We start from the raw sequence: 18,731 nt of genomic DNA on the forward strand, positions 1-18,731 counted from the left end.
CGACAAGGAAGAAAACCGTGGCAGCTAGCCTGGACGAATACATCGAAGCAGACGTACGCGGACTGCCCGCGCGGCAGATCAGCGAAGAGACGTGCCGGATGTTTGGCGTCCGCGTTGGGCGGCTGCGTAGCGGCGACGCTGTTCACATGTACCCGTATTTCCGGGACAACCAGGTCGTGGCCTTCAAGGCACGCGGCCAGAGCAAGGAATTCAAGTTCATCGGTGAGACCAAGCACCCGACGATGTTCGGGCAGAACCTCTGGAACGGGGGCAAGAAGCTGGTGGTCACCGAGGGCGAAATCGACGCGCTGACGGTCTCGCAACTGCAGGGCAACAAGTGGCCTGTGGTGAGCGTACCGAACGGCGCACAGGGCGCAAAGCGGGACATGGCACGGCAGATGGACTTCTTCGAGCAGTTCGACGAGATCGTCCTGATGTTCGACAACGACGAGCCTGGTCGCGCTGCTGCGAATGAATGCGCCGAGCTGTTCAACCCGGGGCGCTGCAAGATCGCCACGCTGCCCCTGAAGGACCCCAACGAGTGCCTGCAGAAGGGCCGAGGCCAGGACGTTATCCAGGCCATCTGGAACGCGAAGGCATTCCGCCCCGACGGCATCAAGTCGATCCGGGACGTTGCTGCTGAAGCTGCAGTCGACATCCCCGACGGGGCGCCGTGGTGGCTCCCCAAGCTGACCGAGCTGACCTACGGCCGGCGCGAGGGGGAGTGCTACGCGTTCGGCGCAGGCACCGGTATCGGTAAGACCGACTGGTTCACGCAGAGCATCGCGTACGACCTGCTGGAGCTGAAGCTAAACGTCGGCGTGCTGTACCTCGAGCAGCCGATTGTCGAGACCGCACGACGGATCGCCGGCAAGGCTGCAGGCAAGGTCCTGCACGTACCCCGCAAGGCGACCATTGAGGAGCGCCAGGCGGCGCTGGAGTTGATCTCCGAGGGCGACCGTCTGCACCTGTACGACTCGTTCGGCGCGGCCGATTGGGAAGTCGTGAAGGCGAAGATCCGGTTCATGGTTCACGGCCTTGGCTGCAAGTCGATCTACCTCGACCACCTCACGGCCCTGGCGGCGGCTGAAGAGGACGAGCGTCGCGGGCTTGACCAGATCATGGCCGAGCTGGCCGCGCTGGCCCTCGAGCTGAAGATCTACCTGCACTTCATCAGTCACCTGACGCGCCCCAAGGACGGCCCTCCGCATGAGGAAGGCGGTCGCGTGAAGCAGACGCAGTTCCGAGGCTCCAACGCCATCGGTATGTGGTCGCACTTCATGTTCGGCCTGGAGCGCAACACGCAGGCAGAGGACGAGGAAGGAAAGCTCACCACGTTCCGCGTGATCAAGGACCGAAACACCGGCCAGGCGACTGGCAAAACCATCCCCCTGGGGTACGACACGCAGACCGGGCGCCTCTATGACGCCGACTCGTTCGCCCCTGAACCCAATCTCGAGGACTCGCATGCGTTCTAACCACAAACCGAAAACGACCGTCTACGTCATCCGCCGCACGGACAAGAAGGACCCGACGGACACCTCGCTGATCTTCGGCCACCCGGGCGGCTGCGGCCCCGACTACCCCCAAAACCGCACCTTCGTCACGAACGACCAGCGCCTCGCTAACCGTTTTCGCGACGAGATGGCGGGAAATTGGGGCCACAAGTGCCGATACGAAGTCGAACCGCGCGAGGTCCGCGTCTAACTTTTTTCCAAATCACTTAGGAGTCCCATGCGTATCACGTTCTTTGACCTGGAAACTGATGGCTTCCTGCAAATGGTCTCGAAGATCCACTGCATGTCCATCAAGAACCCCGCCAACGGACGTGTGCGCAGGTTCACCGAAGTGGACATTGAAGAGGGCCTGCGCCTGCTGATGAAGCTGGGCGAGGCTGGCAAGCTGGTCGGACATAACATCATCAACTTCGACATCCCCGTAATCCAGAAGCTCTACCCGTGGTTCAAGGTCCCCTTGGCAAACGTGGTGGACACGCTGGTTCTGTCGCGTCTGTTCTTCGCGGACATGATGACGCGCGACGGGGGGTTCATCAAGGCGGGCAAGCTCCCGGGCAAGCTCGTCGGATCGCACAAGCTGGAGGCATGGGGCTACCGCCTCGGCCTGCAGAAGGGCGAGTACGCAGACGACTTCAAGAAGGGGTGGATCGAGGCAAACGGCTGCGACGCGTGGCATGAGTACCTGGACACCCTGACGCCCAAAGCTGCCGAGAAGGCAGATAGAGAGAAGTGGCTGACGGCCTGGGGCAAGGAGAACTACCCGGCCGGCCTCGAGTGGGCGACCTACTGCGAAGAGATGGGCGCGTACTGCGACCTGGACGTCGAGGTGACCGAGGCTCTGTACAACCACCTGATGAAGATGGAGTACAGCGACTTGGCCATCGAGCTGGAGCACAAGGCGCGGCACTACTGCGCCAAGATGGAGCGCTCTGGCTGGCCGTTCAACCTCGAGGCAGCGGTCGCACTCTATTCGAAGCTGGCGCAGGAGCGGGACACCATCCGTGCCCGCATGATGGCCACCTTCCCTCCCCTCGTCATCGAGCGCAAGTCCGAGAAGACCGGCAAGCGCCTGAAGGACAAGGTGATCGAGTTCAACCCGGCGAGCCGCGACCAGATCGCGCAGCGCCTCATCGCCAAGTACGACTGGAAACCCAAGGAGTTCACCGAGGGTGGTAAGCCCAAGGTCGACGAAGACATCCTGAAGAAGCTGCCGTACGAAGAGGCGCAGATCCTGGCGGATTACTTCCTGCTGGAGAAGCGCGTCGGGCAGATCGCTGAGGGTGACCAGGCGTGGCTGAAGCTGGAACGCAACGGCCACATCCACCACTCGATCAACACGAACGGTGCGGTGACGGGCCGCTGTACGCACAGCTCGCCCAACATCGCGCAGGTTCCGTCGATTCGTGCCCTGCACGGCCCCGAGTGCCGCGAGCTGTTCGGAGTGCGCCCCGGGTTCGTTCAGGTGGGAGCCGACCTTTCCGGTCTCGAGCTGCGCTGCCTGGCGCACTTCATGGCTCGCTGGGACGGCGGGGCCTACGGGAACATCGTCCTCAACGGGGACATCCACACCGAGAACCAGAATGCTGCCGGCCTGCCGACCCGTGACAACGCAAAGACATTCATCTACGCGTTTCTCTACGGCGCCGGGGACGTGAAGATCGGCTCCATCGTCGCACCCACGGAATCTGATCGCGCCCAGCAACGCCGAGGCAAGGCCCTGAAGGAGAAATTCCTGGCAAGCCTACCGGCGCTGAAGAAGCTGAAGGAGGCCGTGGAAAAGGCAGCGAAGCGCGGGTACCTGATCGGTCTCGACGGGCGCCGGGTGATGGTTCGCTCGGCCCACGCGGCCCTCAACACCCTCCTGCAGGGCGCTGGGGCGCTGGTGTCGAAGCAGTGGGTCATCGAAGTCTTCGAGGAAGCCGAGCGTCGCGGCCTGAAGTACGGCTGGGACGGCGACTGGACCCTCATGGGCTATATCCACGACGAAATGCAGTTCGGGGTCCGCAAGGGTCTCGAGCAGGAGTTCGGGGAGATGGTCGTCGAATGCGCACGCCGAGCTGGCGACTTTTTCAAGTTCAGGTGTCCTATCGATGCCGAGTTCAAAGTGGGAGCGAATTGGCGTGATTGCCACTGACCTGATGCATGTACTGCGCGAATGCCGGAGTGCTCCGGTGTTCGTCAAGGGCAACTACGCCCGAACGAACGCCATCGACGTGGCTATGGCTGCGTCGCTGGGCTTCATCACAACCGAGAGCGAGTCGGGAGTGTTCAGCAACCGCTGGCACCTGACTGGCAAGGGCATGGAATGCCTGAACGCCGAGGCGCGGAGCCGAGGCAATCCGAAAACCAACCGTCGGATTCGACGAAAACACTGATCAACAGAGAGCGAGAGAGAACATGAGCAAGAACCAAAAATTCAAGGCAGGCGACCGCGTGCAGTTCACCACCGAGTACTTCAACGCGAAGGTGGGAGACCGAGGCACGGTGCTGGATCACGATGGTGACAGGGACCTCGCCCACCGCCTCTACGACGTTGTTTTGGACAAGGGCGGAAAAACCGTCTGCTGCTTCAACCACCGGTTCATCGGGATCCGCGAGGGGTTCGCAGAAGGTGACCGCGTGGAGTTCGTCGAGCACTACAACCGCTATTCGCCTGCAGGCTCCCAGGGCACCGTGAAGCGCATCCCGCCGGCCGTGGCAGTCGAAGCTGAACCGCAACCGGAGCCGGTGACTTTCCGCATCTGCGTGAACGGCGCCATTGGCACGACCGAGTACGCGACCGACGAAGCCGCCAAGCAGGCTGGCCTGCAGCACGGCGACGTGGGCGAAGAGTTCGCGATCTTCGAGGTCGTCAAGGTCTCGAGCTTCCGCGTGCAGAAGGTCCTGGAGGCTCGCTGATGGACGCCGTGACCAAATACAACGTGTACGAGGCCGAGAAGCTGGTGGCCAGCTATGACGCCCAGGCGCCGGCAACCAGCTTGGCGAAGAACATGAGCCGTAAGGGGCGCTCGCTGGACGTGGTCGAGGAAGTCTTCGGCCATGTCTCGTCGCGCACGGTACGCCACTGCATCGACGGGAAGATCCACAAATGCTCCTGATCGACGCCGACATCACGTGTTTCTCGTCGTGCTCGGGCGCCCAGGAGGAGATTGAGTGGGACCCGGAGACGTGGTCCTACTACTTCGACTTCACGAAGGCCAAGAAGAGCTTCCAGTGGTGGCTCGACAAGGTCATCGACCAGGCAGGCATCAGCGAGTTCAAGCTCTGCTACACCGGCCCCGACAACTTCCGCAAGGTGATCAACCCGTCCTACAAGGGAAACCGGGGCAAGAAGCCGGTGGGCTACTCGGCCCTGAAGGAATGGTCGAAGGAGGTCTACCCGTTCTTCGAAAAGCCTCAGCTCGAGGCCGACGACTGCATGGGGATCCTGGCGACCAGGTTCCCCGGTAAGGCCTTCCCCGCCACGATGGACAAGGACCTCCTCACGATCCCTGGCCGCATGCTCCACCTCAACCAGAAACTGGAGGCCCGATGGGTCGATTCGAACGAGAAGGACGGCAACCGACAGTTCCTGATGCAGGCCCTCATGGGCGATGCGACGGATGGATACGGTGGTTGCCCGGGTATCGGCCCGAAGACCGCCGAGAAGCTGCTGGACAAGCACGGAACCGTCTGGAAGACCGTGGTCGACGCCTACGTCAAGGCTGGACTCACTGAAGAAGACGCACTCATGAACGCACGAATGGCCCGCATCCTCCGCGCCGAGGATTGGGACTTCGAAAAAAACGAGGTAAAACTTTGGACTCCTTCACGTCCTGTATGAACCCGAAAGTACCTGCATGGGAGATGGACCGGCGAGCAGGGGAAGAGATTCGACGCGGCAAGTTCCTGGAGAACGCGTGGGATTCCCCGGTAGCCATGGGGCACCCCTGCCCTCCGGAGATCCCGGACGGTTCCATCGCCCCGACCGAGACAGCCCTGTCGCGCCGCATCAAGGCTGACGCCTTCGCCAACCCGAAGCAGGCATTCGGCGACAAGAAGCCGCCGCTGCACCTGATCCACCCCATTGCGGAGCTGCACGAAAGCGCGGCCCTGCACAGCGGCCGGCGCAAGTACGGCGAGAACAACTACCTCGAGACGGCTGTCGAGGCCATGACGTACCTCGGGGCGATCCTGCGCCACACCAAGCAGTTCATCGCTGGTGAGCGCGTCGACCAGAAGGAGCTGGTGCATCACCTCGGAGCCGTCAAGGCTTGCTGCACGATCCTGCTGACCGCTGAGGCCTGCGGGACCCTGATCGACAACCGTCCGGTCGTCCGTGCGGTCGAGACCACCGCGACCCCGGGGCCGCAGGGATACCGGGACGCCACGGCCGAGACGTTCGCAGAGGTCGAGCGAACCATCGAGCACCTGAACAAGCTCTACCCGGAGCCGAAGTGACCCTTCGATACAAAGACGTGCGGGTATCCCCGAGCAGCCAGCTTGGGGGCGTCCTCATCGAGCTGCAGAACCCGAAGCTGGCGAAGGACGCCCGCGAATTCCTGACGAAGCTCGCAGAGCGCATCTACCAAGACTGCGAGCGCGAGTACCGAAAACACAACCCCTGAAGAGCGAGAAGAGAACATGAAGAACACCAAGCTGATGCTGAAGGCCATCGTCCTGACGCAACTGATGCAGTCTGTCCACGAACAACGCCGCGATGCGACGCAGGCCGAAGCTGAGACCGTCCACGCGTTCAACGCAGAGCTGGACGCAGCCGGTCCCGAGTTGGCAGACCTGCGCATCGACGAGGCATTCCCGGACCTGCTCGCGGCCATCGACCGCCTGGAGGCCTGAAGCGATGAATCAGCAGTACTACGGGGGTTATTTCGTGAACGCCCAACCGATGACGCGCGGTGAGTACGCGTCGACGCAGGGCAAGAGCCTGGACGACAACACCCCCGGGTACCTCGCTGAGATCCCCAGCTTCAACAACCACTCGAGCTGGGTCCCTGCGGACTTCTTCGATAAATTCTTCAAGGCCGTGAAATGAAACGCAACCAAGACACGTATTGGGCAATCGTCCGCGCTGCCGAGCCGGTGAGCGACTACTGTCCCGCCGTGGGCACGTTCCGTGGTGGCCCCTCGGGAACCTCGGCAGCTCCGCACCTGTACCTGAGCGAGGCCAAGGCCCGCGCCCGGTGTGGCAAGGAATGGAAGGTAGTCCCGGTGAAGCTGGTGGTCGAAGGCGATGCCGTCGTGCTGTCGGTGGCCGACCACGAATCGATGCTGAAGGACCAGGAGTTCCTGGAGGCCCTGAAGTCGGCTGGCGTCGACAATTGGGAAGGCTACGACTACGCCCTTGAGGCGCTCCGCGAGGAATCCGAGTGATCAAGGACGTCCACGAAATCTACCAGGAGCTGGGAATCACCGACGAAACCATGTCGGTCGAGATCCAGATCGACCTGGCTCGACGGATCGTGCAGTTCGACGAGATCACTCGGTCCAACCAAGTCAACCAGAACGTCTACCAGATGGCCAAGGAGATCCAGATTCTCGCCACGCGCCTCCGGTGGGCACTCCACCGCGAGATGCGCAAATGAATACCAAGGACGCACTGGCAGCGTACTCCTTTGGCCCGAGCGGTTACAAAAAGGACACCACGCTGACGGTAACGATTCCGCTGGACGAATACGACGCCATGAAGCGGAAGATCGCCCAACTCGAGCGCCAGGCTGCTAGCGACTCCTGGCGCACCAACCCCGACAGGATGGGAGCATGAAGCTGACCGGCGACCGCAACCAGTGCCGAGGCTGCGGCGAGCACTTCAACAGCACCAAGGCATTCGACAAGCATCGCCGTGGGGACTTCGGGAACGAAGAGAACCCGCGACGGTGCCTTACCCCGCTTCAAATGACCGACCGAGGCATGGCAAAGAACGCCGATGGCTTCTGGGTCACCGAACTCAACACAAGGAATTTCAAATGATCAAGTACCTGCGTGACCACCTATACGCGCTGCTCGCAGCAATTCTCGTCGTTGCAACCATCATCGGCGCCATCGCGCTGCCGCATCAGGCCCATGCAGCGAGCTTCAGCGGTGGTCGTGCCTCGTTCTCGTCGGCCCGTTCGTTCAGCTCGTACAGCAGCGTGCGTGTCTACTCGGCGCCGCGCGTGTACGTAGCGCCCCGCCCGGTCGTCGTCGTCGTGCGTCCGCGTGCCGTCGTGGTTGCCCCGCGTCCGATCTATGTGGCCCCACGCCCTGCCGTGATCATCCATCGCCCGATCTACAGCGCTCCGGTGGTCCTGCCGACCGTTTCTCCGGGCGTTGACGTTTCGGACTCCTATGGTCAGCATGCGCCCGTCGGCGTCGTTCCGGTGCAGTCGAGTCTGTGGAGCGCCATGGACGTGTTCCTGCTGATCCTCTTCATCCTGCTGATCCTGAGCCTGTGTGGTTACGGCGTGTGGTTCTACGACCCGTTCGACATCTGGATCGACGACGAAGTGGTGGTGTACTGATGGGAATCCGCGAACGAGCCTACTACGCCGAGCCGCGCGTACGGATCCCGATCCGCAAGTGGGAGAAGGTGCAGCGCCCGGTCTACACCACGCACTGCGACTTCCCGGGCGGTCCCTCGTACCCGGTGCGGCAGCGCTGGGCCGAGAATGAGACCTACCGCCTCGAGGTCATGATCAACGGCGAGATCCTGGGCTGCGACGTGAGCGTTCCGACCTACCTGGAATGCAAGGACCAGGAAGCCTTCCGCCGGCACGTCATCGCATCCCTCAGCCACCAGATCGCAGCAGTTGTATCGGACGAGATCCGAAGGACCATCGCATGAAGAACCTCGTAATCCTCCCCGTCCTGGCGGTGTCCCTGGGTGCCAGCTTGGCGCATGCGGACGACCGCTTGGTCGACACGGACAAGCACAACCTTCCGACGCACAGCCTCCAGTGGAGCGACTCCCTGGACGTGATCGTCGATCTGAAGAACAACAACGTCTGCTACGTGGCCCGCCAGTCCGACAGCCACGCCCTGCAGATGCAGTGTCTCCCCATCCACCGATAACCATGCAAGCACACCAACAGCGTGTGGTCGAAGAAAAGGCCGAGCTGGACGAGCGCATCGAGCGCCTGCAGCAGTTCACTCTATCCCTGACCTTCCGCGACCTCGACTACATCGACCAGGAACTCCTTCGTCACCAGCAGCACCTGATGGAAGGCCTCTCGGCCGTCCTCGGCACCCGAATCCAACGCTTCACCGCGTGACCCCCAACCCCCAGGCCTCCCCGGCTTGGGGATTTTTTCGTCTCACCCATTGCACTGACTTGTACAATCTTGTACTATGCAATCATACCAAACGGAGCCGACATGAAACCGACCAAGACCCCTCAGAACATCACGGAACTCCTCCGAGTTGCCGGCCGTGCGTTGTGGCGTGGCAAAGCGTATGAGTTGACTGCGTACCGTAATGTTGAACACTTCATCAAGGTGGTCGGTGATCTGCCGCTGGACGAGATTCGGACGACGACTATCGACGACTTCGTTAACGAGGTTGCCGGCACCCTTGCGGACTCCACGGTCAACCGCAAGCTCACGAACGTCCACAGCGTGCTGAAGTACGCCCACGACCGCGAGTGGCTCGTCAAGATGCCCAAGTTCGCCTGGAAGACTGAGGACGAGGGCCGCGTTCGGTGGATTACGGCCGAAGAGGAGCAGCAGATGTTCTTCTTCCTGTACTGCTGGGACGAGCTGGAGATGGTCCGCTTCGTCGAGGTCCTGCTGGACACGGGGATGCGCCGGGGCGAGCTGCTAAAGCTGCAACCCAAGGACGTCGATGGTCCCTGGGTGCGCCTGTGGGTCAACAAGACGAAGAAGGCTCGCTCAGTGCCGCTGACGGAACGCGCCGAGGCTGCGCTGGCGGTCGGTCTGCCCTTCCGACTCAACGAGAATAGGCTGCGCCAGGTGTGGGAGCGGCTCCGGTCGGCCATGGGCCTGGAGGATGACGAGGACTTCGTTCTGCATGCTCTGCGCCACACGGCAGCGACCCGCACGCTGGCCCGAACGGGGAACATCGCGATGGTTCAGAAGCTACTAGGGCATCGAAAGATCGAGACGACGATGCGTTACGCGCACATCTCGGACGACGACCTTCTGTCGGCTGTCCGGTAGCGGCGGCAAAGTGTAAACGTCTGAGTAATAGTAAAGTAATATTTGTAACAACTAGGGGACATACTGGATAAACATACAGTGCAGGCGCTACAATCATCTACCCACCTGTTACAGAACGTAACAAGCAAAAAAAACACTGAAGGCCAGAAGGGAACCATGCATCAGATGAGATTGCAACTGCAGGACGGTACGGAAGTTACCCTCACGAAAACCCAGGATACGGAAGAGTTCCCCTACTGTATCGCTCTGGATGGGGTCGCGAAATGCCTGTACAACACCTTTGAGCACGCCTGGGACGACCTGGGTAAGGTGGTGCAGTGCAAGAATTACCTGGAAGCGCTTGATTTTGTTTGAACGAGATTGTACAGTACAACCGAGTTTAGACCTTACCTAGAGAACACGATAATGACCAAGGCCAATCAGTCCGTAGAAGAACAACTGGCAGCGGCACAAGCTGAGATTGCACGCCTGCAGGACCTTGCACGTCAAGAAGCCACACGTAAGGCGAGGTTTCCTTGGGAGAACCCTGAGGTCGTACAGAACCAACAAAAGATGGGATACAACTTCAAGTTCGATCCGGAGTTGTACCTCAAGGTTAAGTGGATCACGGAGAACGTCGGGGGCATCAAGTCGATGCAGGTTTTCCTTGATCGAGCTGCAAACAAACTTGCCGACGAATTACTAGAGAAGCACGGTGCAAAGTAAGGACTGCTTGAGAGGTATCACAACGGCACACTTCCAGTTATCACTGGCCCGTTGTGATTCCTCTTAAGCCCTTGAATCCACAGGATTCTTCTGCATGCCCTGCCCCTGTCGGGGGGACCAGCCAAGCTTCCGACCATCCCCAAGACTCACGAGAAATCCCCCTCAGGCCTGTCCGGCGGCGCGCTAGCTCCCAGCGTTACCCAAGGTTGCTCAGCGGCAACCGGAAAAAGTGTTGGAATTTTTGCTGGTACGTACAGCTTGCGCGCGTCGGGCGCATAGGCATACCGTCCGGGTACTGCCCGCCCGACATGCGCGCGCCGATTTTCGGTATCGCGGCGTCGATCGCGACGATCTCGTCGGTACCGGTTGCAGATGCACATATGCGCGATAGTCCCGGAGCGGCAAGCACGCCATGCACCGACGATACGTCTGCGATCCGTGCGATCGCGCGTAACGCACGCGTATCGAAAGCAATCACTTCTCCGTCGCCGCGATGAGCGATAAAAAGCAGGTTGCGGCTTGTATCGAGACGTCGTCGCCCGCAGCACAATCACCGTGAGCCTTCCATCGACATGAGTTGACAGGAAGCGCGCAGGTTTCGCATCAATGCGTCGCCTTGCATGGATCCTCGCTTCTTTGTCGTTCGACCGTGGCAGCATTACCGCGCCCGGTCGTCGTCTGGTTTGACCTGTCGAAAAGCTGCCAGCAGCGACAGGTCATACGCGATCTTCAGTGCGCCGCATACGACCAGCGGGGCACCGAGCCAGCCAAGACCGAACAAGCCGCCGGCCAACGTCGGCGCGACAGCGGCTGCGAGGCTACGCGGAACAGACGTAAAGCTGGCTGCTGCCGGGCGCTCCGAAGGCGTGACGACCGCCATCACGTAGGCGGTTCGCGTCGGCACATCCATTTGCGAAAGTGCGCTGCGCATCAGCAGCAGCGCTAACGCAAGCGGCAGCGACGGCGCGAAAGCGGCGCCAATCAGGCAGACGCTCGACGGGATATGCGTGAACACCATGGTGTTCAGCAGGCCAATCCTGCGCGATAGCGGCGCGGCCGCAAGCTGCGAGCCGGCCGAGAGCAGGCCTGCCCAGAAGAAGAACTGGCCAGCAGCGGCGATCGAGAGTCCGAAGCACTGCATCAACCACAGCGACAACAGCGAGTTGACGACGAGACCGCCCGCGAACGCATCGACGCTGAACAGCATCGCAAGCCGCATGACGATGGGGCGCGACGGGCCGAGCGGGGGCGCCGCCTTCGACGCGCGGGCATCGGCGCGCGGCAATCGCCGATACAGCATGAAGACGATGACGCCCGTCACCGCGTAGACGAGAAACATGCCGCGCATCGCGCCGAGCGCCGTGATTGCGGTATGCGACGCAACCCAGATCGGCAGTCCTGCCGTCAGGGAGCCGACCGCCGCCGATACGGCCCCGACGAGGCTGTATCGTGCAAACAGTGCAGTGCGAACGTCGCCGCCGGCGGCTTCCGCCAGACGCGACTGTTCGAGCGGCAGAAACAGGCTGACATCGCCCGAACTCGGATTGAGCGTGCCGACGAAGGCGACGACGAGCAGCGGCCACAACGTGGCGAAGCTCACGAAGCCGATGCCCGTTGCGGCCATCAACGCCGCCGCGAGCGTCAACATGCGCCGCTGCGTGAAGCGGCTCGCCAGCATGCCGACTGCGATCGTCGCGATCGCGGAGCCCATCAGCGTCGTGGTGCTGATCAAGCCGACGTCCAGTTGCGAAAACCCGAGCGACAGCAGATACGCAGGCAGCAGCACGGCAATGAATCCATCGCAGAAACCGCGCATGCCGCGGCTTGCGAGGACGAGCGATGCGGCCCGGTCCGCGCCCGCCGGCAGCATCCGACCGGCAAGCGACGACGCGAACCGGCTGCTAGGCACGTGCCTCACGCTGGCACCACGCGTAGAGCGCGTCGTACATCACCATGCCGTGCCGCAGTTGCTCGTGATCGTCTGCGAAGTTCGTGGAAAGGCCAATCGAGATCGCGTACAGGCCGGTGGCTTCCGGCGCGAGATCGAGCCGTCCGGTATCCGCGCCGCGCACGATCCCGGCGAGTTCGAGCAGCGCCGGGTCATTCAGTCGATACTTGTCGAGAAACGCATCGAAGCTGCAACGCTCGCCGTGGTGGCCAAGCTCGACGCCGGGCACGTCGTAGGGAACCGCGCCCGTTTCGTCCGCCAATCGCAGTACGTCCGCGCCCGGGACGTAGAGAAATTCCGGAGCGTCGTCGATAAACCGGGCGATCAACCATGGGCATGCGATGCGATCGATCTTCGGTCGTTCACGCGTAATCCACTTCATGGCGCTTCTCCTGTCTAGCGAAGTGGGTACGCCGACACCACCGCACGGTCGGCCGTCGTCTTCCTCGCTCACCACCGAACGCATGTCGTCCGGTGCGTCTTGATCGCCGCCGCACCATGCAAATCAATGGTGCAGCAACGGGTAGGCCACCAGCCCGAAGAGTGCCGCCGCAGTGACGATTACCGGTTCCTGCAGCTTCTTGAAACGCCACAACAGCAGAACGGTTGCAATGGCGAGAACAGCGGTTGGAATGTCGACAATCGAGCGCTTCGCGATGACGAGGACTGAGCCCGTAATCGCACCCACGGCAGCCGCCGTGATGCCGTCGACGAACGCCTTGACGCTCGGCAGATGGCCGTACTTCTTCACGTAGGGTGCGGGAATGACCGTGAACAGATAGCACGGCAGGAACGTACCGAGCGCGGCGACGATCGCGCCGGGCAGCCCCGCCACCAGATATCCGATGAAGCCGACCGTGATCACGACCGGGCCGGGCGTGATCATCGCGACCGCGACCGCGTCGACGAACTGCTTGTCGTTGAGCCAGTGATGCTCGGTCACGACGCCGCCGTACAGGAACGGCACGATCGCGAGCCCGGAGCCGAACACGAACGCACCCGCTTTCGCGAAGAACGCGCCGATCTGTACGAGTTGCGGGAAATCGATGCCGCTCAGCATGCCGCTGGCCGCCGGTAGATTGGCGCCGGCGAGCGCATTCAACCCGCTCTTGTTCAGCCATTTGGGCGGAGCACGCCACAGCCAGCCGATCAGGCCGGCGACGATGAAGAGCCACGCGATTTCCGATTCCGTGATGAAGGTCACGGCAGCCAGAGTGATGAAGATCGCCCAAAGCAGCTTGTCGTTGCCGACGGTTTTCGTCGTGAGCTTGTACGCGCTCATCGCGATGATGCCGACCACCGCAGCCCCGACGCCATAGAAAACCGCCTGCATCCACGACAGCCCGCCGAAGTGCGAGTAGGCAAACCCGAGCGCGAGCACCATCAGGAACGACGGCAGCACGAACGCGAATCCGACGAGCGTCGCGCCACGGAGGCGATAGTGGACGAACCCCAGATAGATCGCGAGCTGGGCAGCCATCGGCCCGGGCGCGAGCTGCGCGAGTGTGATGCCTTCCTTGTAGTCCGCTTCCGTGATCCACCCTCGCCGCTCGACGAGATCGCGGCGCATGTATCCGGCGAGCGCGACGGGGCCGCCGAAGCCCAGCGCACCGAGTCGCAACATGTATCCGACCAGCTGGCCCAGCGAGTAACCCGGCGCGTTTGTCGTCACCGTCGTGGTCATGGCCGTCCCCCGGTTTCGTTCTTTCCGTTCGACGCGAAGTGCGCATGGAGCGAGTCAAGCACCGCACTCATCTGCTCCAGCAGCTGATCGTCGTTTTCCGTGCGTTGACGCGTGCCGGCCATCACGGCCTCGAAGCCGATCGCCTCGGGCACGGCGGGACCGCCTACATCGAGCGAATGCACGATCTCCCCGAGCCGCAGCAGTGCCGAATCCTGATCGAGCCCGAAACTCGCGAGCAGGACCTCGAACGTGACGCGTTCGCCGACATGGGTGAATGCAGCACCATCGAAATCGAAGCCCAGCGCGTCAGCCGGGCAATCGGAAGACGACGCGAGCCAGATGAAGTGCGCACGCGGGTCGATGAAGCGGCGGATCAGCCACGCGCTGGCGACGCGATCGACCCACATGCGCTGTCGCGTCGCCCACTTGCGCCCCTGGTATTCGTCGATCGCGAGCAGGCGGATGGCGCGCTCTGCAGCGTGCGGCTCGCCCGGCGACAGCACGGTGTCGACAAGAGCGACGAAATCCTGCAGCGCGACTTCGGCACGTGTGGCCGCGTCGTCCGGGAAGTAGTCGATCGCCCTGATAGCGTCGAAATCCTTGCGTACGCGGCGAAGCAGGCGCGTGAGTTCCGTGGCGGACTGTCCGGCGAGCGTCTTGCGGGCTTCGGTCAGTGTCTGGATGAAGGCGGCGTAATCCTCTCCGCGATCGAAGAGCATTCGGAATTCCAGCTCCTGCGACGCGTCAAGACTCGGCGCGCGTAACAGGTGAGCGGTGCCGCCGCTTTCGGCAATCACGCCCGCGAGTTCGCGCAGCGCCCCTTCATGCTCTTCCGTGCAGGGCAGAAGGTAGATGCCGTCGCGCAGCACGGCGCAACCCTTCGCCTTGAGCGCGCGCCAGACCCGCATGCGGGCCGTAGCGTTCTGGGTGGGAAGGGTCAGAACGAGGATCGACCAGGCAGAGATAGCATTCATGTATTAAATGCTACTTCGTTGTAGTTACCTCTACAAGCCTACCTTTGATGATGAATCCATGACCACGGGAACGGACCGGTCGCTGTCGTTCGACCTACCCTGCCCATGCTCTGTCGCCGGTTGGCATTTGTGTTGGCATCCATGGTCGGATATCGCCGCAAGACCCTTTACAGCCGAGAGATCTGCCGGAACCGCGCACGCAGAACGCCATCAGGCGACCGTACCCGTCCCCACGCCGAATCCCGGCCCCGCTCCTCACATCACTCCCGTCCGCACCTGCGGCATAAGACTCGCATTCGCCCCCGTCACGGTAAACGCCCCCGTCGCCGACGCGCCTGACGGCCGAGCCAGCACACTGCCGTCGCCCAGCCGGTTCGCGTCGACGACGATCTGGCTCGCCGCACAACCGCGCGACAACAGCGACACCGGCAAGCCTGCGATCGACGAGAACGTATTGCCCGTCACACTGAACGAGCACACGTTTCCATACGCCCGGAAACCCGCATAACCGGAGCCGGACACGCGGTTGCCGGTCACCGCGACGTCCGCGACCGTTCCCGTCCACGTGTCGAGCTCGATCGCCGCCTGCTGCGTCGGCTGCAATCCGTTGTTCACATTCGAATTCTGGATGTTGGTCACGGCATTGCCGGTGATCACCACGTTCGACACGCCGTAGGTCTTCCAGCTGTCCTCCTGTGCAACGAGGATGCCCGCCGCCTTCTGCACGCCGTCGACCGTGTTGTTCGAGATCGTCACGGCCTGGCCGCCGACCACCGAAATGCCGCGCCCCCACGCGTTGCCGGACACCGCGTTATGGTCGATCAGCACATTGCTGTTGACGCGGCCGTCGCCGACATAGCTGACGACGGCGATCAGGTCGTCGCCGGTGCCCGTCACCGTATTGTTCTGCACGAGCACGTTGGTCGAACCGTAGGTCGTATGGATGCCGTCGGCAAGCGTCGCACGAACCGTATTGCCGACGATCGCGACGCCGCTGCCGCCGAACACGAAGATCCCGCCACTGGCGCCGCCGTCTATCGTCACGCGAAGCACCTGGACGCCCGCCCCCGTCACCTCGACCTTGGTCGACGCCGGCGTCGTGAGCCGCGTCGTGCCGGTGCCGGCCAGCGTCACGCCCACGAGCGTCGAACCGGTGCCGCTCATCACGATGGTCTGGTCGGCCGGATTCGTGGCGGCCAGCGTCGCGCCGTATCCGGAAATCACCACCCGGGGCACGGTCACCGCGAGCGAATGCCCGACGACGTAGCGGCCCGGCGCGATGACCAGGCGCTGGCCCGCCTTCAGGCTGTCGAATGCCTTTTGCAGCGCGTCGGCCTGGTCGCTGCCGTCGGCGGCCGGAAAGACCGTTACGTCCGCGACGAGAACAGGATTTGCGCCGGGGGTGGGTGAAAGCGTCGCGCCGGGCGTCGTGCCGGCCGGACTGGCCGCCGGCGCCGGGCTGACGGGATTCGTCGACGAGGGCGTCGTGCCGGATGCCGCGCTGACAGGCTCGGCGGCGGATGCAGGTGTGCTCGCAACCGTCTGCGTTGCCGGCGCGGCACTGTTGTTGTCGCCGCCGCACGCGGTGACGCCAAGGCAAAGCGCGGCAAGCATCACTCGATCGACTGTACGCATACGATTTCTTGCGAGCCCGAGGTGCCCTCATCGTAAGTACGCCCGGCGTTTTTGTAAATGAACGCCTTCGCCCGACCGGCGGCGCTGTGCGCCTCACGCGCACACCGTTGGCGGTCCCCTTCGATTCATCTCCATGACATGCGACATGCGATCGCACTTTGCCCGATCGCCACGGACACGCACCGGGCATTGCGTAGAATCCCGAACCTTTGCATGTACAACGGACCCAAGGACCGGACCATGATTCGAACGATCGCGGCACTGGCCGCGCTTTCGACCCTGACCTGCACGGCGAACGCCGCCGATACCGGCACCACATCCGGCACCGCGCACGCGAAGCAGCGCTACGTCAGCCCGGGCATCGCCAACATCACCGGCGCAGCAGCACCGCGCCCGGAAAACGCTTCCCCCGACGCACGCTGCAGGGAACTGGCCGCCGGCATCGATGCTGTAATGCATGCACCCGACCGCGGCCAGAAAATCGTGCGCGGAATCGGCCCGGACGGCAAGCCGCGCAACGAACTGCGCGCTTACGACAAGCGGGCCGACCTGGAAACCGAGCATCGACGGCTCGGCTGCCGATAACGAACGCAACGCCGCCCGGCCAAATCACGCCGGGCATCGGCATTTACGCGTTCGCGCCGCCATCGATCGTCAACCCGGTTCCGTTGATCGACCGCCCTTCCGGCCCGACGACGAACGCAACGAGCGCCGCCACGTCATCGGCCTTGCCGTACTGCGGAATCGCCATCCGCGAACGCTGCGCACCGGCATGTTCGCCGTCGGCCGGATTCATGTCGGTATCCGTCGACCCCGGATGCACGATGTTGACCGTGACGCCGCGCGGCCCGAGATCGCGCGCGAGCCCCTGCGTCCAGCCGATCAGCGCGGCCTTGCTCGCCGCATAGAGGCTCATCCCCGCATCGGGCACGCGCGTCGCGAGGCAACTGCCGGTCGACACGATGCGCCCGCCCTCCCCGAGATGCCGCGCCGCCGCCTGCGAAGCGACGATCACCGCGCGCACGTTCACGTTCAGCGTCGCGTCGATATCGTCGAGCGTGAGGTCGTCCAGCGCGCCTGCACGGAAGATCCCTGCGTTGTTCACGAGGATGTCGAGACCGCCGAACGCTTCCGCGGCACGATCGACCGCGTTGCGCACCGCTGCCGGATCGGCGCTGTCGGCCTGGATCGCGACGGCGCGCCGACCCAGCGCCTCGATGCCGGCGACGACGGCCTGCGCCCGCTCGGCAGATTTTTCGTAAGTGATCGCGACGTCCGCGCCATCGGCCGCCAGCCGTTTCGCGATGGCCGCGCCGATGCCGCGGCTGCCGCCCGTGATAAGTGCACGCTTGCCCTGAAGTCGATTCATGTTCGTTCCTTTCCTCATTTATGTAACGGTCGATACAGAATGTGGCAAGTTGCGCGGCGCTGTCAATTGAATTATTTTATCGATCGATACAGATATCGACGAAGGGATGGATGCAATGGCTGAACGGGGCCGACCGAGAAGCTTCGACAAGGAGGCGGCGCTGGATCGCGCAATGGAGGTGTTCTGGCGGCTCGGCTACGAGGGTGCGTCGATGGCGGACCTGACGGCCGCGATGGGCATTGCGTCACCGAGCCTGTATGCGGCGTTCGGCAGCAAGGAAGCGTTGTTCCGGCAGGCGCTCGAGCATTACCGCGCAACGGAGGGACGGGAAATCTGGGACGGCGTCGAACAGGCCGGCAGCGCGCACGACGCCATGCGGAACTACCTGATGGATACCGCGCGCGTGTTCACGCGGCGGTCGAAGCCGGCCGGCTGCCTGATCGTGCTGTCGGCGCTGCACCCGGCCGAGCGTTCCGACACCGTCCGGCAAACGCTGATCGCGATGCGCGAAAGCACGGTCGAAGCGCTGCGCGAGCGCCTCAGGCAAGGTGTCGCGACCGGCGAGATCGCGGCGCACGCGAACCTCGACGCAATCGCGCGGTACTACGTGACGGTTCAACAGGGGATGTCGATCCAGGCGCGCGACGGCGCGAGCCGTCGCGATCTGGAGGCGATCGCGCAGGCCGCGCTGGCCGCGTGGCCGGCGCTCGTCGGCGCGAGCGGCGTCTAGCCGCAGGACGCCGAAGCCG

The 18,731-nt window shown here is 63.0% G+C and carries 30 protein-coding genes and 1 pseudogene; 24 read left to right on the plus strand and 7 right to left on the minus strand.

Translation table 11 applies throughout. The features are described from left to right. Positions 1-17 precede the first annotated feature (17 nt). The 22 genes from ACPUER_RS12045 to ACPUER_RS12150 all read left to right on the plus strand — a co-directional run bounded on the left by ACPUER_RS12045 (position 18) and on the right by ACPUER_RS12150 (position 10,372). Positions 18-1,478 (plus strand): toprim domain-containing protein, encoded by a 1,461-nt coding sequence (locus ACPUER_RS12045; RefSeq protein WP_425131205.1) that lies wholly within the window; start codon positions 18-20, stop codon positions 1,476-1,478. Further along, on the plus strand, positions 1,468-1,707 hold the full coding sequence (locus ACPUER_RS12050; protein WP_425131206.1) for a hypothetical protein: 240 nt from the start codon (positions 1,468-1,470) through the stop codon (positions 1,705-1,707). Before ACPUER_RS12045 ends, ACPUER_RS12050 begins: the two co-directional genes overlap by 11 nt. A gap of 27 nt (positions 1,708-1,734) precedes the next feature. Further along, positions 1,735-3,651 (plus strand): DNA polymerase, encoded by a 1,917-nt coding sequence (locus tag ACPUER_RS12055; RefSeq protein WP_425131207.1) that lies wholly within the window; start codon positions 1,735-1,737, stop codon positions 3,649-3,651. Next, positions 3,638-3,892 carry a hypothetical protein gene (locus ACPUER_RS12060; protein WP_425131208.1) on the plus strand — a complete coding sequence of 85 codons (255 nt, stop codon included), beginning with the start codon at positions 3,638-3,640 and terminating at the stop codon, positions 3,890-3,892. Before ACPUER_RS12055 ends, ACPUER_RS12060 begins: the two co-directional genes overlap by 14 nt. A 22-nt stretch (positions 3,893-3,914) precedes the next feature. After that, on the plus strand, positions 3,915-4,415 hold the full coding sequence (locus ACPUER_RS12065) for a hypothetical protein (protein WP_425131209.1): 501 nt from the start codon (positions 3,915-3,917) through the stop codon (positions 4,413-4,415). Further along, complete coding sequence (locus ACPUER_RS12070) at positions 4,415-4,615, plus strand: hypothetical protein (protein WP_425131210.1); 201 nt, start codon at positions 4,415-4,417, stop codon at positions 4,613-4,615. The genes ACPUER_RS12065 and ACPUER_RS12070 overlap by 1 nt, the downstream gene beginning before the upstream one ends. Continuing rightward, positions 4,606-5,340 carry a 5'-3' exonuclease H3TH domain-containing protein gene (locus ACPUER_RS12075; protein WP_425131211.1) on the plus strand — a complete coding sequence of 245 codons (735 nt, stop codon included), beginning with the start codon at positions 4,606-4,608 and terminating at the stop codon, positions 5,338-5,340. Before ACPUER_RS12070 ends, ACPUER_RS12075 begins: the two co-directional genes overlap by 10 nt. Further along, positions 5,337-5,957 (plus strand): dATP/dGTP diphosphohydrolase domain-containing protein, encoded by a 621-nt coding sequence (locus ACPUER_RS12080; RefSeq protein ID WP_425131212.1) that lies wholly within the window; start codon positions 5,337-5,339, stop codon positions 5,955-5,957. Before ACPUER_RS12075 ends, ACPUER_RS12080 begins: the two co-directional genes overlap by 4 nt. Next, the gene (locus ACPUER_RS12085; RefSeq protein ID WP_425131213.1) at positions 5,954-6,124 is read left to right on the plus strand and encodes a hypothetical protein; all 171 of its coding nucleotides are present in this window, start codon (positions 5,954-5,956) and stop codon (positions 6,122-6,124) included. The genes ACPUER_RS12080 and ACPUER_RS12085 overlap by 4 nt, the downstream gene beginning before the upstream one ends. Before the next feature lie 16 nt (positions 6,125-6,140). Further along, complete coding sequence (locus tag ACPUER_RS12090; RefSeq protein WP_425131214.1) at positions 6,141-6,353, plus strand: hypothetical protein; 213 nt, start codon at positions 6,141-6,143, stop codon at positions 6,351-6,353. A 4-nt stretch (positions 6,354-6,357) separates the two neighbouring features. Next, the gene (locus ACPUER_RS12095) at positions 6,358-6,549 is read left to right on the plus strand and encodes a hypothetical protein (protein ID WP_425131215.1); all 192 of its coding nucleotides are present in this window, start codon (positions 6,358-6,360) and stop codon (positions 6,547-6,549) included. Then, positions 6,546-6,887, plus strand: a complete 342-nt coding sequence (locus tag ACPUER_RS12100) for a hypothetical protein (protein WP_425131216.1) — start codon at positions 6,546-6,548, stop codon at positions 6,885-6,887. Before ACPUER_RS12095 ends, ACPUER_RS12100 begins: the two co-directional genes overlap by 4 nt. Beyond that, on the plus strand, positions 6,884-7,099 hold the full coding sequence (locus ACPUER_RS12105; protein WP_425131217.1) for a hypothetical protein: 216 nt from the start codon (positions 6,884-6,886) through the stop codon (positions 7,097-7,099). The genes ACPUER_RS12100 and ACPUER_RS12105 overlap by 4 nt, the downstream gene beginning before the upstream one ends. Then, positions 7,096-7,278 (plus strand): hypothetical protein, encoded by a 183-nt coding sequence (locus tag ACPUER_RS12110; RefSeq protein ID WP_425131218.1) that lies wholly within the window; start codon positions 7,096-7,098, stop codon positions 7,276-7,278. Before ACPUER_RS12105 ends, ACPUER_RS12110 begins: the two co-directional genes overlap by 4 nt. Beyond that, complete coding sequence (locus ACPUER_RS12115) at positions 7,275-7,484, plus strand: hypothetical protein (protein WP_425131219.1); 210 nt, start codon at positions 7,275-7,277, stop codon at positions 7,482-7,484. The genes ACPUER_RS12110 and ACPUER_RS12115 overlap by 4 nt, the downstream gene beginning before the upstream one ends. Continuing rightward, positions 7,481-8,014: a hypothetical protein gene (locus ACPUER_RS12120; protein ID WP_425131220.1), complete on the plus strand. Its 534-nt coding sequence runs from the start codon at positions 7,481-7,483 to the stop codon at positions 8,012-8,014. The genes ACPUER_RS12115 and ACPUER_RS12120 overlap by 4 nt, the downstream gene beginning before the upstream one ends. Next, positions 8,014-8,337, plus strand: a complete 324-nt coding sequence (locus tag ACPUER_RS12125) for a hypothetical protein (protein WP_425131221.1) — start codon at positions 8,014-8,016, stop codon at positions 8,335-8,337. The genes ACPUER_RS12120 and ACPUER_RS12125 overlap by 1 nt, the downstream gene beginning before the upstream one ends. Further along, on the plus strand, positions 8,334-8,564 hold the full coding sequence (locus ACPUER_RS12130) for a hypothetical protein (protein ID WP_425131222.1): 231 nt from the start codon (positions 8,334-8,336) through the stop codon (positions 8,562-8,564). Before ACPUER_RS12125 ends, ACPUER_RS12130 begins: the two co-directional genes overlap by 4 nt. 2 nt (positions 8,565-8,566) lie before the next feature. Beyond that, positions 8,567-8,764, plus strand: coding sequence for a crAss001_48 related protein (locus ACPUER_RS12135; RefSeq protein WP_425131223.1), 198 nt, complete (start codon positions 8,567-8,569; stop codon positions 8,762-8,764). Between the two features lie 102 nt (positions 8,765-8,866). Further along, a complete protein-coding gene (locus ACPUER_RS12140; RefSeq protein WP_425131224.1) occupies positions 8,867-9,667 on the plus strand; it encodes a tyrosine-type recombinase/integrase in 801 nt (266 codons plus the stop codon). Positions 9,668-9,823: 156 nt separating this feature from the next. Beyond that, a complete protein-coding gene (locus tag ACPUER_RS12145) occupies positions 9,824-10,021 on the plus strand; it encodes a hypothetical protein (protein WP_425131225.1) in 198 nt (65 codons plus the stop codon). A gap of 51 nt (positions 10,022-10,072) precedes the next feature. After that, positions 10,073-10,372, plus strand: a complete 300-nt coding sequence (locus ACPUER_RS12150; protein ID WP_425131226.1) for a hypothetical protein — start codon at positions 10,073-10,075, stop codon at positions 10,370-10,372. Between the two features lie 248 nt (positions 10,373-10,620). On the opposite strand, the pseudogene ACPUER_RS12155 reads toward ACPUER_RS12150, so the two are convergent. From ACPUER_RS12155 to ACPUER_RS12180, 6 genes and pseudogenes are all read right to left on the minus strand, one after another. After that, a pseudogene (locus ACPUER_RS12155) lies at positions 10,621-10,901 on the minus strand (YncE family protein); the annotation flags it as partial. A 129-nt stretch (positions 10,902-11,030) separates the two neighbouring features. After that, positions 11,031-12,242 carry an MFS transporter gene (locus ACPUER_RS12160; protein ID WP_425131227.1) on the minus strand — a complete coding sequence of 404 codons (1,212 nt, stop codon included), beginning with the start codon at positions 12,240-12,242 and terminating at the stop codon, positions 11,031-11,033. 31 nt (positions 12,243-12,273) lie between these two features. Next, positions 12,274-12,702 (minus strand): chromate resistance protein ChrB domain-containing protein, encoded by a 429-nt coding sequence (locus tag ACPUER_RS12165; protein ID WP_175962914.1) that lies wholly within the window; start codon positions 12,700-12,702, stop codon positions 12,274-12,276. 123 nt (positions 12,703-12,825) lie between these two features. Beyond that, positions 12,826-14,004, minus strand: a complete 1,179-nt coding sequence (locus ACPUER_RS12170) for a chromate transporter (RefSeq protein ID WP_425131228.1) — start codon at positions 14,002-14,004, stop codon at positions 12,826-12,828. Further along, positions 14,001-14,978 (minus strand): chromate resistance protein ChrB domain-containing protein, encoded by a 978-nt coding sequence (locus tag ACPUER_RS12175; protein WP_347065683.1) that lies wholly within the window; start codon positions 14,976-14,978, stop codon positions 14,001-14,003. Before ACPUER_RS12175 ends, ACPUER_RS12170 begins: the two co-directional genes overlap by 4 nt. Before the next feature lie 255 nt (positions 14,979-15,233). Then, positions 15,234-16,592, minus strand: a complete 1,359-nt coding sequence (locus ACPUER_RS12180) for a right-handed parallel beta-helix repeat-containing protein (protein WP_425131229.1) — start codon at positions 16,590-16,592, stop codon at positions 15,234-15,236. Between the two features lie 234 nt (positions 16,593-16,826). On the opposite strand from ACPUER_RS12180, the gene ACPUER_RS12185 reads away from it, so the two are divergent. Next, a complete protein-coding gene (locus ACPUER_RS12185; protein WP_425131230.1) occupies positions 16,827-17,198 on the plus strand; it encodes a hypothetical protein in 372 nt (123 codons plus the stop codon). A gap of 43 nt (positions 17,199-17,241) precedes the next feature. On the opposite strand, the gene ACPUER_RS12190 is transcribed toward ACPUER_RS12185, so the two are convergent. After that, positions 17,242-17,982 (minus strand): SDR family NAD(P)-dependent oxidoreductase, encoded by a 741-nt coding sequence (locus ACPUER_RS12190; protein WP_425131231.1) that lies wholly within the window; start codon positions 17,980-17,982, stop codon positions 17,242-17,244. 115 nt (positions 17,983-18,097) lie between these two features. Here ACPUER_RS12190 and ACPUER_RS12195 point away from each other — a divergent pair, with 115 nt between their 5' ends. Then, positions 18,098-18,712, plus strand: coding sequence for a TetR/AcrR family transcriptional regulator (locus tag ACPUER_RS12195; RefSeq protein WP_072440861.1), 615 nt, complete (start codon positions 18,098-18,100; stop codon positions 18,710-18,712). The last annotated feature ends 19 nt before the right edge of the window (positions 18,713-18,731 follow it).

This window comes from Burkholderia sp. DN3021 (genome assembly GCF_049805555.1).
In the GTDB taxonomy this organism is placed as follows: domain Bacteria; phylum Pseudomonadota; class Gammaproteobacteria; order Burkholderiales; family Burkholderiaceae; genus Burkholderia; species Burkholderia pyrrocinia_C.